This is a genomic window from Sporosarcina sp. P16b (genome assembly GCF_002743065.1).
Lineage (GTDB): Bacteria > Bacillota > Bacilli > Bacillales_A > Planococcaceae > Sporosarcina.
The window spans coordinates 65,167-78,183 of sequence record NZ_PDYO01000001.1 but is presented as its reverse complement, the minus strand read 5'-3'; the positions used below and the strand labels follow the sequence as shown (position 1 = coordinate 78,183).

The window sequence follows — 13,017 nt, the reverse complement described above, 5'->3', positions numbered from 1 at the left end:
CTATTCATTTAGACTTTTACTTTTTGGCATTTCGATTACAAAATGATTTTTTTACTTCTTCCATATCGCAAAAGTGCGTCGTCTGATTCTCTATTTGCTGGATTTGTTCATGTCCTTTCCCTGCAATGAGCACAATCTCGCCAGGCTGTGCTTGTGTGACAGCGTATTGGATTGCCTGGTGACGGTCGATGAAGATTTCTACAGGCGTAGCAAATCCCGCCATGCCTGCCAAAATATCCACAATAATTTGTGACGGATCTTCCATTCTTGGATTATCTGAAGTCAAAATTACGTGTGAACTGTAGTGAGCCGCTACCGCACCCATTTGTGGACGCTTCTGACGATCTCTCCCTCCACCACATCCAAATACAGTAATCAACCGTTTGGAGGACTCAGACAAGGCTTCCAACACCGCTTGCAAAGCGTCTGGTGTGTGAGCATAGTCTACATACACTTCAATACCCGCTTCTTCGTATTTCTCCAGACGTCCAGTTGGAAGACGCAAAGCATGCAAATGGGGGGTTATTGCGCGTAATGAATAACCGAGTGCCATGAGAGCTCCTATAGCCGCTCTTGCATTCATTTCGTTATGATGACCTTGATTAGCAAGTAGAACCTTTTGTTGTTGCGTGCCATGAATATGTCGACTGCTAAAATAAATTGGTGGTGTAGTTAATTCCTCTCCTATAGCACGACACGTCTCGTCATCTTCATTCATCACAAGCTGATCAGCCAATGGAATGAGTAGTTTCTTGGCATCGATGTATGGCTGCCTACCTCCATGTTCTGCGTAATGATCCATCCCAATATTCAAAAAAACACCAACAGTTAACGGGCAGTGCGCTAAACGATTGGTGGATAACCCAATTGAAGACGCTTCAAGAACAATATGGGTCACTTGTTGCTTAATACATTTACGTAAAAAAGGATGTAATTGTTCAGCCGGCATCGTCGTCATAGAATTTCGAATCGTCTCTGTGAGCTTACCGTCAATATAAAGACCCGTCGTTCCTATAACAGCTGTTTTATGTCCGAGTTCTTTTAATAATTGCCCGGTAAAGTGACTGACTGTAGTTTTACCGTTTGTTCCCGTAATGCCAATGATGCATAATTCTTCAGCCGGGTTATCTGAAAACTTCGCACTTGCATAGGAAATAAATAGCGAACTATCAGGAATCAGAACGACCGTAATTTCTTCTGGTATGCGTGTTCGATCTAGGTTATCTCGATCGATTACCAACGTTTTGGCTCCATTTGTTATCGCTTTTTCAATAAATATCATGCCATCTGTCTTAACGCCTTTCTTTGCTACAAATACATAGTTTTTCTTGACCCTCTTTGAAGATTCCGTGATCCCATCGATCGTTCGCCGAATTGAACCCTGTAAAATAGTGCATGGCCAATCTTTTAGTAATTCAGATAAAAGCAAGGTCTCCCGCCCCTTCCCGAACATTTTATTCTTCAGAGAATATAATGAAACGAAGCATAAAGTATTCTATGAAAGGCGTAAGAAGAATGTCACGAAGAAAGTTGGGATTCTATGATTATCCAGAAGTTTGGCGGAATTGCCATGCAGAATCAACAACAACGTACCAAGTGTATTCAGCATATTCGACAAGCGTTGTCGAAATACCGTGCCGTCATCGTTGTAGTCTCTGCAATGGGTAGAGGGGGCGACGCCTATTCCACAGACAATTTACTTACTCTTACGGACTCCTTCTCAAAATCCGGGGAAGCCAGAGACTTGGCCGCTGCATGCGGTGAATTAATCGCTTCAGCTGTATTATCTGCAGAATTATCTACAGAAGGTATAGATAACACAATTGTCTATGGACAAAATACAGGCATTCGCACATCGGGAGATTTCTGTAACGCAACGATTGATAAAATTAACAGTACACATATTGTCAGTACACTTCAAACGCACTCATGTATCATCGTCCCCGGTTTTCAAGGAATGAATGTACAAGGAAAGTTTATGACTCTCGGTAGAGGTGGCAGTGATTTGACAGCGATCGCATTAGCCTCTGCATTGCAAGCTCATCATGTAGAGTTTTTCAAAGATGTACCAGGCGTCATGTCAGCAGATCCTCATACTACTTCTGATTATAAGCGTTTTGATAGACTCACATTCGATGAATTTCTTCCATTACTAAAATGTAATCGACCCATTATTCAGGAAAAAGCAGCAGTGTATGCAAAGCAAAATGCGATGCCTCTTCATATACGAGGCATCGCATCAAATGAGGAAGGTACATGGATTCTTCCTTAGTCGTCATGTATGGAGTTTTCCGATTCAGTCTGCGCCATAAATGACTGAGTATAGTATTTATTATAAACACCAATGCCGGTATGCGTGAAATTCGGATTCAGTAAGACATCCCGGTGTTTTGGAGAATTTAACCAACCATGTACAGTTTCAATGGCATCAATATAATTAAACGCTATGTTTTCGCCTGCTTTGCTTGGTGTTAGTCCAACATCTTTTAATCGATCAGCAAACACTTCCCCAGGTCCTTCATCATGAGAACTATATTTACGGAATATCATTTCCTGGCTATGCTTTCTTGAAAGTGTGGCCAGCTTATCATTATATGATAAAAGAGGCAGTTGATGGCCTTCACGCAATTGGTTAGTCAATTCAAATGTCTGTCGCTCCATCGCGCGATCCACTTCAGTCTGAACAGTAGATGAAGGCTTTGGCGCTTCCATCATTTCTCCAAGATAGGTCATGTCATAAGGCTGATGTTTCACCAAAGTAGTCGGATTGATGAACCGTACACCTTCGATCCCGCCATCTACTTGATCTATATATAATTGTACATACAAATTCTCATAGGGTATAAGAAGCCGATTCTTAATATCTTCACTATTTAACGAAAATGTATAAATATTTTCATTAATCGTCACGTCAATCTCGGATTCAATTGGCGTAAAGCGGTGAATATCCTGTACGTTTTGTCCGATTTTAAACGGAGCTAAATCTGTTGTAGGATCAGCAGTATATATTTGGTTCACTTTGCCATTCAAAACCCCTGCCATAAAACGCGGTTCTTCCGTATAAACCCACCATTCGTACTGAAAACTCGATGGTTCAATCCTTGAAGGTTTACCAAATTGTTCTTCCAGCTTATTAATTTTTTGCCCAACAAGTACTGACATGCCTTCATTGGGTCTCGGCATACCTTCTCCGCCTATCGATGGACCTTTTTCAGGAACGGCAATCGGTGAACCATGCTGTACCGGTGACTCTAGGGGCAAATTTTCACTTATTTTATCAGTCATGAAATAAAAGACTCCCATTACGATCAAAAGCAAAACAAGAATCTTCCATCCTACTCTCCACATGTTATCTTCCTTTCCACTCTTTATATACTACTCCTATAATAATATTACATATTACAAGAATTCATTTTGCGGTGAATATTTATTCAAAATGAACATCAATTCTAAATTGGTAACATTCTTATATTGTACAGAAGACACACACTATAGTCACCTATATCGGACAGGAAAGAAAGCGTTGACACAATGTTGTCATTGCAACTAAAAACGATTTGTTTTATGATATAATAGTATACGTATTCGTCAGGACGAACATAGAGGGGGATATACAGATGTATGTTGAAAATATTGGCCTTAAAGGCCTTGTAGCAGATTTACGAGTAATGGAAGAAATTATGAATAAGAACAATCTTGAAATTGATGGACAATGGGATTATGAACGTGTAACTTTCGATAAGAAGTATATTGTTAAAGAAGGTACATACTACTTGCGCGTCTTCGGCGATCTGGTTGAGGGCGATATCGATGGTAGAAAAGCTACGGTTCGTCTAAAGCAACCTGTTCTAGGAAAGCACTACTACCCACACGGCGTTGAGTATGGCGAAGAAGAAGACTTCCCTGCTAGCTTAGTTAAGGATTGCGAACTAACGTTAAAGAAGGTATATGACGAGTTAAAGCAATATAGTTTGTAATGATATGGGAAAGCCGAAGAGCTAAATGTTCTTCGGCTTTTTCTACTATTACTCCACTAATTTGGTTATAATAAAAACAGTATCTATGTGGAGGACGATCACTTTTGAAATTGCTCACAAAACGTAATATCATGATTGCATTCGGTATCATCGTACTATTGGTTATTATATTCTTTATTTTACCCGTTTCCATTCCTATTATTTTGGCTTTGCTTACGGCACTATTCTTAGATCCCCTTGTTAAATGGGTAGAAATACGATTTAAGTGGAAGCGTAAAGTTTCTGTTATTGTGAATTTTATCGTATTTGTTGGAATTAGTGTGCTTGTTCTTTTCTATACCGTCACTACACTCATCGGAAAAATAGTTAATTTTACAAAAGAGATTCCGAATCACTTAAATTCTCTCTCAAGTGTATGGATTAACACGCAAAGCAAGCTATTTCAGTACACAGTAGGCATGCCCGAAGATATTTTGGCTATGCTGGAGAACGAATTCAATGAAATTATCGAATCCATTCGGATTTCAATCATTACACTTTTAAGTTACGATCGAATTTTAGCCATAATATCGGATATCCCCAATTTCCTTGTTAGCTTTATTGTGTTCATGATCGCTTTATTTTTGTTCATGTTGGAATTGCCAAACTTGAAGAAAACTTTTTACTTTCATTTAACTGAAGCTACTGCAGAAAAAGTCCACTATATGATGAACAGATTACGTTTCGTCATAGTAGGATTCGTTAAAGCCCAATTGCTGGTCAGCTTAATTATTCTAGCCGTTTCCTTTATAGGCTTACTCGTAATCATTCCTAAATATGCAGTAGTGATGGCGTTGGTGATCTGGATTATTGATATCATTCCGATACTCGGCTCGATTATAATTCTCGCGCCTTGGTCGATCTACCAGTATGTTTCAGGCGATATCGCAATGGGGACAAAATTAGCTATATTAGCTGCAATCCTTTTGATTATCAGAAGAACAGTCGAACCAAAAGTAATGGGCTCACAAATCGGATTGTCTCCATTACCTACTTTGATTGCAATGTTCATCGGTTTGAAACTTTTCGGTATTCTCGGTTTCTTCATTGGACCATTGCTCGTCATACTTTTTAATACAGCGAGAGAAGCAGGCATCATTAAACTGAATTTCAAGATTTAAAACGAAAAGGGATATCTCCATGGAGGTATCCCTTTTCGTATATACAACGTACGACTTTATGAATTTGCTAGATATAAAAGACTGAAGCCCTCCCTTTAGGGTATGGCTTCAGTCTAAAAATGAAATATGAAATACTACGAATCACTTTACATACAGAAATTGTTTCTCTACTTTTCTTGAAGACATACAGCAACAAGCACATGACGATCCTTGTAATGACTGTAAAAAATCAGATAGCAGATGTAACATGGTTTTTTGGTATACTCCCATTTTTCTTTGCCGTATCAACTACCATCCAATCGCGACCAAAATAGAAGATAAGCTGATGAAAATAGTACCGATGGGCTGAGGGTAGTCCTATTACTCGCTAACTCCCTCTTGCACAATCAGCCATGCATAGTTAAGTTATGACGTTTGAGTAAATCTTTTCGTGTAATTTCATCCGCATTTTCTTTTTCAAACTTTGACCAGCTATAGAAAATGCGGCCAATAACGACTACATAAACAAGTTCTTGAATAACTTTCATCAAGATTCCACCTAATTGCTGATCATACAGCGTAGGCATATTTGTGAATAGTTCAGGTCCCGAGATGCCAAGGCCAGACAGACCTGCTAAAGTTCCGCTTGGTACACAGAGTGCCATCGCTTGCAGCCATGCTTCACCACTGCTATACGATTCATACACCGGTACGTCCACGAAGATGATTAACGAACAAGCAGGTGTAATGAGCAATGCACTCAATATTACATATCCTATTTTTTTCAAACCGTGTAGTTGCGGTTGTCCTTTTACTGTATTCACTACTGGCCACCAAAGACAAATAGCAGAGAAGAACAGTGTGATAGTGAACAGCGTGTGTAAAGGCAAACTCAACTTCACTTGATCCAGAATGAGTGGATAGTGATACATCGAAAACATAAATGTAAACAGTAATAAACTAACGAGCGGTTTAGTTAATAGCATGAATACTTTCTTGAACATCGTGAATGATAAAAGTTTTTCCCATACCCAGTTCGGTATGCCAATTATGAAGAACGGTGCTACAATCAAAAGCAATATAGCCATTTGAGCCATATGGACAGAAAATAAAATATGACCGATTAAATCCATGGGTGAGCCCTTGACAATATACAGTAACAGCATGGAAGCTAAAAAATACACGGCCTGTCGTTTCGTTAACGGCTGTGACCCCTCAAATCGATCTCGCCATTTAACCGTTATGAGATAATATAGAACAATTCCAAGTGCTATGGCTATTAAGAAATAAGGACTCCACAAAGCCCTAAAACCAAAAATACTTAACGGCAAAACAATCACTCTCCTTTAATAATTAACCCACTAAATCTATTCTGTGTGTAATACAGAGTTATTTACAATTGATATTCGATCACAGCACGAAGTCGACAAAGTTCTTACCTATGCCTATTATACGAGCATATAGCTCATAACTCAATGTACGAACTTTGACAATTTCATCTAAAAGTGAATAGAAAAAGAGCTTATGGAAGAATCCATAAGCCCTTTCTATTGCTTACCACCAAACGATTGTTACAAATGTTAGTGGGATTAAGAATCCTAACATTGCACCTGTAAACATAAACATTTGTGGTACGCCATGTCCTTTTTCATTCATATGCATGAAGTAGTATAGTTGAAGACCAACTTGTACAGCTGCAAAGAGGAATAATGTTGGAATAACAAAAAATTTCGAGAAACCAGCAACGTCATTTAGATGAGCAAACACCATAGAAAATGATACAAGTGTTAAGAAAATCATCAGCGCAAACATCGCAATTTGGCTGCGCATTGATTCTTTTGCTCGACGTTGAGACAGTGACTGTTCTGCAGGAGATCTTTTAATCATTTGAACTTCTGACATCAACCGACCACTCCCATCAAGTAGACTACAGTAAAGATGAATACCCAAACTACGTCAATGAAGTGCCAATAAAGTGAAAATGTATAATATTTAGTTGCGTTATACAAATTCAATCCACGCTTTGAGTTACGGAAGATCAACAAAGTGACCCATACTAAACCAATTGCTACGTGGAACCCGTGTGTTCCTACCAATGTGTAAAACGCGGAACTGAACGCACTATTACTGAAAGTAAATCCTTCTTGAACGTAATGAGAGAACTCATATACTTCTAACATCAAGAATCCAAGTCCTAATAATGCTGTTAGACCTAACCATAGTTGCATTTTTTTGAAGTTGAAACTCTTCAAGTGATACATTGCGTAGACACTTGTAAGTGACGATGTTAAAAGAAGCATAGTCATCACAAATACTAACGGCAATGTGTATAGTTCTTGCGTTGTGAAACCAAAGCCACTCGGGCCTTTGTTTTTTAAAGCCATATACGTTGCGAACAACGTAGCGAAGAGAATTGTCTCTCCGCCAAGGAATAGCCAGAAGCCAACGAATTTATTCTTTGCTTCCAAGGTAGCTCTCTCTGGATGAGTGGGCCACGTTTCAGGGGTGAATTTTGTATTCAAATCCATTAGTTACGCCCCCTTTTAAAATTTTCTTGATCTTGCAAGATTTGTTCTTTTGTAACATAGTAACCAAGGTCATCTTTCACTGAACGAGTTGCCATTGTTACGAACGTGAAAGCAAGACCAAAGATCAATACTCCTAATCCCCATGAAGTTTCCTGGTGGAACATTGCACCGAATCCAGCGATGAATAATCCAAGACTCATCAACATTGGGATAATTGAACCGTGTGGCATATGAATGTCCGTAATAGGTTCAGCTGGTGTAATCATTTCCTTACTACCTTCCATCTTCTCAACCCACAATGTATCCAATCCACGGATTAATGGAGTTGCAGGGAAGTTATAGAAAGGTGGTGGTGATGGAATCGCCCACTCAAGTGTACGTCCGTCTCCCCAAGGGTCATTTCCAACACGCTCATTTTTAACAGTTGTCATAATGATGTTGATTACCATGACTGTAAATCCAATTGCCATTAAAAGCGCACCGATTGTACTGATAAAGTTTGCAAGGTTCCAACCTTGTCCATCCATGAACGTCCAAACACGACGTGGCATTCCCCAGAAACCTAACCAGTGTTGAATTAGGAATGTCAGGTGGAAACCGATAAAGAAGAATACGAAAGTGATTTTACCTAAAAACTCATTCAAAATCGTACCGAACATTTTTGGCCACCAGTAGTGAAGGCCTGCAAAAATGGCAAGTACTACCCCACCTACAATTACGTAGTGGAAGTGAGCTACGATGAAATAAGAATCGTGTAACTGATAATCAAGTGGTGCTGCCCCTTGCATTACACCTGTTACTCCACCCATTACGAATGAAGGAATAAAACCTAAAGCATAGAGCATTGGAGTCGTAACTTTAATACTACCGCCCCAAATTGTAAGCAACCAGTTAAAGATTTTAACACCTGTCGGTACAGCAATTGCCATTGTCGCTACCGCGAAGATTGCGTTTGCTGTCGGCCCAAGACCAACTGTAAACATATGGTGAGCCCATACCATGAAGCCTAGGAAACCAATTAACACTGTAGCGAATACCATCGCTGTGTAACCGAAAAGACGTTTCCGTGAAAATACAGAGAATATCTCAGAGAAAATACCGAATGCTGGCAAAATCAAGATATATACTTCAGGGTGACCGAAAATCCAGAAAATATGCTCCCAGATAATCGTGTTTCCGCCCATCGTATGATCAAAGAAGTTACCACTAAACATACGGTCAAACGTTAGGAAGAACAATCCAACAGTCAACGGAGGGAATGCGAATAAAATCATTGCAGACGCAACAAACGTAGTCCATGTAAACAAAGGCATACGCATATACGTCATCCCTGGTGCACGCATGTTAATGATTGTTACAAGGAAGTTAATCCCTGCCATCAACGTACCACCACCCGCGATTTGTAAACCGATTGCATAGAAATCAACACCATGTCCTGGTGAGTGAAGTGATAACGATGCATAAGATGTCCAACCAGCATCTGGAACTTCACCGAATAACCAAGAGATGTTAAGGAATAAACCACCAAATGCGAACATCCAAAAACCTAATGAGTTAATGAATGGGAACGCTACGTCACGTGCTCCGATTTGAAGCGGCATGATCGCGTTCATAAAGCCAAAGAGAATCGGCATTGCTGCCAAGAAAATCATGGTCGTTCCGTGCATTGTAATTAAGTCATTAAAAAGCCCTGCGCTTACGAGATCGTTGTTTGGTGTTATCAACTGAAGACGAATGATCATCGCTTCAATACCACCTAGAACGAAGAAGAATAATCCCCCGAGGAGATACAGAATTCCGATCTTCTTATGGTCGACTGTTGTCAGCCAATCCCATAGTGTTGCGCCAAAGCCACTTTTTTGAGCAACTGAACTCACTGTGTTACCTCCTATTCAATTTCCGTTTGAAAATTATTTTGCAACTTTTAAGCCCATTAAGTATTCAGCTAATGCATCTAAGTCTTCATCAGAAATTTGATCTTTACTGAATGAAGGCATCGTGTTGCCTGGTTTATGTTTCTGTGTATCACGAATCCAATCTTTCAAGTTCTCTTCATCGTGTTCAAGGAAGCCTGCTACACGATTACGATCACCGAATGAAGCCAAGTTTGGTCCTTGTGCACCAGATTCACCTACACCTGAAACTGCGTGACAACCGATACAGCTTTGAGAGAAGACTTTTTCGCCGTCAGCATTTGCAACAACAGGTTCTTCTGCAGTTTTTTGCATAGCTGTAACCCAGCTGTCAAATTGATCTCTCGGTAATGTTTTTACTTTAAAGTCCATCAATGCGTGGGAAGGCCCACATAGCTCAGCACATTTTCCGTAGAAGACGCCATCTTTCAAACCATCGGATTCTTTCTCAAATGACAGATAGAATTTATTTACGTTCTCCACGTTCGTATCTAGCTTACCGCCAACTGACGGAATCCAGAATGAGTGCTTTACGTCCGCTGCGATCAAGTTGAAGTAAACTTTTTCATCAGTAGGTACTACTAGTTCCTGAGCCGTAACAATACCTAGATCAGGATACTCGAACTCCCACCAATATAACTTCGCAGTAACATCTACTACTAGATTCTCAGCGTTGCCTTCTTCATCAACTGCTCCCATTGCTTTCACATCACCTAATTTATACGTGTAGTGAACGGTAGGAATAGCAAGAATCAAAAGTAATACGATTGGAATGAATGTCCAAATCAGCTCAAGTGTGTGACTTCCTTCCACTTGCTCTGGTATATGATCTTCACCCAACTTGGAACGTCTGAAGCGGAATAATGCAACAGTGTAAATAATTACTACTACAACGATAACCAGTAACATGATTCCTGATGCTAATAGCAACAACTTGAACTGGTCATTAGCGACTTGTCCAGCTGGTTGGAAGGTTGAAATTTCTTCATTACCACAACCTGCCATGAACACAGCGAAAAGCGCTAGTAAAGAAAAGAGACGCCACTTTTTGAGTCCTTTAATCATCGCTAACTAATACCTCTCTTTCTAAAAAAATGTTTTTCTACTCTGGAGGACTGAGTGCCCCTTTATGATGAATTCCTGTTTTAAAGAAAGAATTCCGATGCGTTAGATGAATATAGAGAAAATAATCATGGATACAAACAAGATTGTCATATAGTTTAAAGAATATACGAACATTCCCGTCGCCCATTTCAAATCTTCCTTGGCCTTAAATCCTTTAATAGATAAATAAAGCCATCCTACATTCAACAGTGTTGCAAATACTATAAAGCCGGTACCGAGCTGTGGTAATAAGAAAGGCAGTGGAAATAGTAGCAATACCCACATAAGCATCGACTTCTTCGTCCGCTCAAACCCCTTAACTACTGGTAACATCGGAATGTTAGCCGCCCGATACTCTTCTGTTCTACGCATAGCCAACGCATAGAAATGCGGTGGTTGCCATATGAACATAATTAAAAACAACGCCCACGCTCCCATTGGCAGTGTAGGATCAACAGCTGCCCATCCGATTAGGGGTGGAATTGCTCCTGAAAGACTTCCTACTACGGTATTGCTTACGTGCTTACGTTTAGACCACATGGAATACAAAACAACATAAGCGAATACACCCAAGATGCCAAGCCAACCTGCCATAGGTGATGCAGAGAATAGTAATACTTCTCCAGCCAGCAGGAATGTAACAGCTAGCGTCATCACAGCGGGAGCTTTAAATCTACCTGTTACTGTCGGTCTCGACTTCGTTCTCGACATGACGGGATCAATATCGCGATCAATCAAGTTATTCATAGCGCCCGAAGATGCGATGATTAATCCAGTACCTAGAATTGCAAATACCAGTAGATCCAAGTTATGGAGAAAACTTTTACCAGTGAATTGAAATGCCAAAAAAAGACCGGTGAACGTAGTGATCAAGTTCGAGTTGACAATACCTATTTTGATCAGCGCCAAAAAGTCTTTCCACAAGGTAATGGTTTCTACTTTTGGATCTGCAACTGTCGAAAGCGTTCGACCGTTTGACATAATAACCCTCCTTTCAAAGTTTTCAGCAAAGACCCTATCCCTACTATATCTAAAATCGTCCGGAATTTCCAGACCATTTCTCAATTTATAGCGGTTTATGCAACCTTTGTGTCTTTATCATTCACCTTCTATATAGTAATGCATTTCTGGCACTCATTTGTGAAGTTAAAGAGACTATTTTATGAACAATTTGTGAAAAGCCTTATACATCAGTGGTTTATTAGCTTCTTGCATTGTGTTTCTGTTATTTTTTCGTTATCATAAAGCTTGCAATAGATGCTTCAATTCCGCGGAAACCATCGAGATTTAGCTATACATCTCCATATAATCATTTTTGGAATTCAGGCAATTTTTTACGTAAATCGACCTTTTGATGGTCAATTCAATAGAAGAAGGTGTTTCGTACTTGCGATATAACAGATTTTTAAAATGGTTTGGGGTAGCTTCTACGATTGGAATGCTCGCAATCTTACTCGGCGGAGCGCTAGTTACCAAAACCGACAGCGGTATGGGGTGTGGAAGACATTGGCCAGGTTGTAATGGACAACTTATTCCTGACGACATCACAGCGGAAGTTTTAATTGAATTCTCACACCGGATAGTTACAGGTTCAGTAGGTATTTTCATCGTCATACTGGCTATATGGTCGTGGAGGGCACTTGGTCATGTTCGCGAAACAAAGTTTTTAGCTTTCATGGCAGTATTTTTCTTGATTCTACAGGCATTGATCGGTGCAGCTCAAGTATTATGGGGACAAGGTGATTTTATCTTGGCCTTGCACTTTGGGATTTCGCTCATTTCCTTTGCGTCCGTCTTCCTATTGACTTTATTGGTGTTTGAAGTAGACCAGAAATTTGATACAGATAAAATACGCATAGACAAAACATTACGTTTCCACACAATTGGCGTAACTATTTATTCTTACTTTGTTATATACACGGGTGCGCTTGTTCGTCATACTAGTTCGGGCCTTATATGTTCTGACTGGCCTTTATGCCGGAATAACGAATTTAGCTTACCGAACAATATGTATGAGTGGATACAGATGGGTCACCGTTTAGCCGCAGCATTGATTGTCGTATGGATTGGGTTCATCGCAGTTAAAGCCATTAAACATTATAGTGATCAACGTGTTATTTACTGGGGTTGGATTACCGCATTTGGCCTAGTACTCGCACAAGCGACCACAGGGATGATTGTCGTACTGACTAAATTAAATCTCTATTTCGCATTGCTACATTCCTTGTTCATCACTTTATTATTTGGCTTATTAACGTATCTAGTTCTTCTAGTCTCTCGCAGCCGGCAGAAGAAGTAAGTGAGGGGCGTGTAACAACTGTTTTAAAGGTTGTTACACGCTTTTTGTATAAGTATA

The 13,017-nt window shown here is 39.9% G+C and carries 12 protein-coding genes; 4 read left to right on the top strand and 8 right to left on the bottom strand.

What is annotated here, in order from left to right:
- Positions 1 to 16: 16 nt before the first annotated feature.
- Positions 17 to 1,429, bottom strand: coding sequence for a UDP-N-acetylmuramoyl-L-alanyl-D-glutamate--2,6-diaminopimelate ligase (locus CSV77_RS00390; RefSeq protein WP_158231991.1), 1,413 nt, complete (start codon positions 1,427 to 1,429; stop codon positions 17 to 19).
- 111 nt (positions 1,430 to 1,540) lie between these two features.
- Between CSV77_RS00390 and CSV77_RS00385 the strand changes: the two genes are divergently transcribed.
- Positions 1,541 to 2,272, top strand: a complete 732-nt coding sequence (locus CSV77_RS00385) for an amino acid kinase family protein (RefSeq protein WP_099671909.1) — start codon at positions 1,541 to 1,543, stop codon at positions 2,270 to 2,272.
- Here CSV77_RS00385 and CSV77_RS00380 read toward each other — a convergent pair.
- A complete protein-coding gene (locus CSV77_RS00380; RefSeq protein WP_158231990.1) occupies positions 2,269 to 3,285 on the bottom strand; it encodes a CAP domain-containing protein in 1,017 nt (338 codons plus the stop codon). The two genes, CSV77_RS00385 and CSV77_RS00380, sit on opposite strands and share 4 nt — an antisense overlap.
- 332 nt (positions 3,286 to 3,617) lie before the next feature.
- Here CSV77_RS00380 and CSV77_RS00375 point away from each other — a divergent pair, with 332 nt between their 5' ends.
- Both CSV77_RS00375 and ytvI read left to right on the top strand, forming a co-directional pair.
- Positions 3,618 to 3,977, top strand: coding sequence for a YugN family protein (locus tag CSV77_RS00375; protein ID WP_099632351.1), 360 nt, complete (start codon positions 3,618 to 3,620; stop codon positions 3,975 to 3,977).
- A gap of 104 nt (positions 3,978 to 4,081) precedes the next feature.
- Positions 4,082 to 5,137 carry a sporulation integral membrane protein YtvI gene (ytvI, locus tag CSV77_RS00370; RefSeq protein ID WP_099632352.1) on the top strand — a complete coding sequence of 352 codons (1,056 nt, stop codon included), beginning with the start codon at positions 4,082 to 4,084 and terminating at the stop codon, positions 5,135 to 5,137.
- A gap of 386 nt (positions 5,138 to 5,523) precedes the next feature.
- On the opposite strand, the gene ctaG is transcribed toward ytvI, so the two are convergent.
- The 6 genes from ctaG to cyoE form a co-directional block, all read right to left on the bottom strand.
- Complete coding sequence (ctaG, locus tag CSV77_RS00365; protein WP_099671907.1) at positions 5,524 to 6,447, bottom strand: cytochrome c oxidase assembly factor CtaG; 924 nt, start codon at positions 6,445 to 6,447, stop codon at positions 5,524 to 5,526.
- A gap of 223 nt (positions 6,448 to 6,670) precedes the next feature.
- On the bottom strand, positions 6,671 to 7,018 hold the full coding sequence (locus CSV77_RS00360) for a cytochrome C oxidase subunit IV family protein (RefSeq protein ID WP_099632354.1): 348 nt from the start codon (positions 7,016 to 7,018) through the stop codon (positions 6,671 to 6,673).
- Complete coding sequence (locus CSV77_RS00355) at positions 7,018 to 7,644, bottom strand: cytochrome c oxidase subunit 3 (RefSeq protein WP_099671906.1); 627 nt, start codon at positions 7,642 to 7,644, stop codon at positions 7,018 to 7,020. The genes CSV77_RS00360 and CSV77_RS00355 overlap by 1 nt, the downstream gene beginning before the upstream one ends.
- On the bottom strand, positions 7,644 to 9,521 hold the full coding sequence (locus CSV77_RS00350; protein WP_099632356.1) for a cytochrome c oxidase subunit I: 1,878 nt from the start codon (positions 9,519 to 9,521) through the stop codon (positions 7,644 to 7,646). Before CSV77_RS00350 ends, CSV77_RS00355 begins: the two co-directional genes overlap by 1 nt.
- A 33-nt stretch (positions 9,522 to 9,554) precedes the next feature.
- On the bottom strand, positions 9,555 to 10,622 hold the full coding sequence (gene coxB, locus CSV77_RS00345; RefSeq protein ID WP_099671905.1) for a cytochrome c oxidase subunit II: 1,068 nt from the start codon (positions 10,620 to 10,622) through the stop codon (positions 9,555 to 9,557).
- 102 nt (positions 10,623 to 10,724) lie between these two features.
- Positions 10,725 to 11,642 carry a heme o synthase gene (gene cyoE, locus CSV77_RS00340; RefSeq protein ID WP_099632358.1) on the bottom strand — a complete coding sequence of 306 codons (918 nt, stop codon included), beginning with the start codon at positions 11,640 to 11,642 and terminating at the stop codon, positions 10,725 to 10,727.
- A 373-nt stretch (positions 11,643 to 12,015) separates the two neighbouring features.
- On the opposite strand from cyoE, the gene CSV77_RS00335 reads away from it, so the two are divergent.
- Positions 12,016 to 12,960, top strand: a complete 945-nt coding sequence (locus CSV77_RS00335) for a COX15/CtaA family protein (protein ID WP_099671904.1) — start codon at positions 12,016 to 12,018, stop codon at positions 12,958 to 12,960.
- Positions 12,961 to 13,017: the final 57 nt, after the last annotated feature.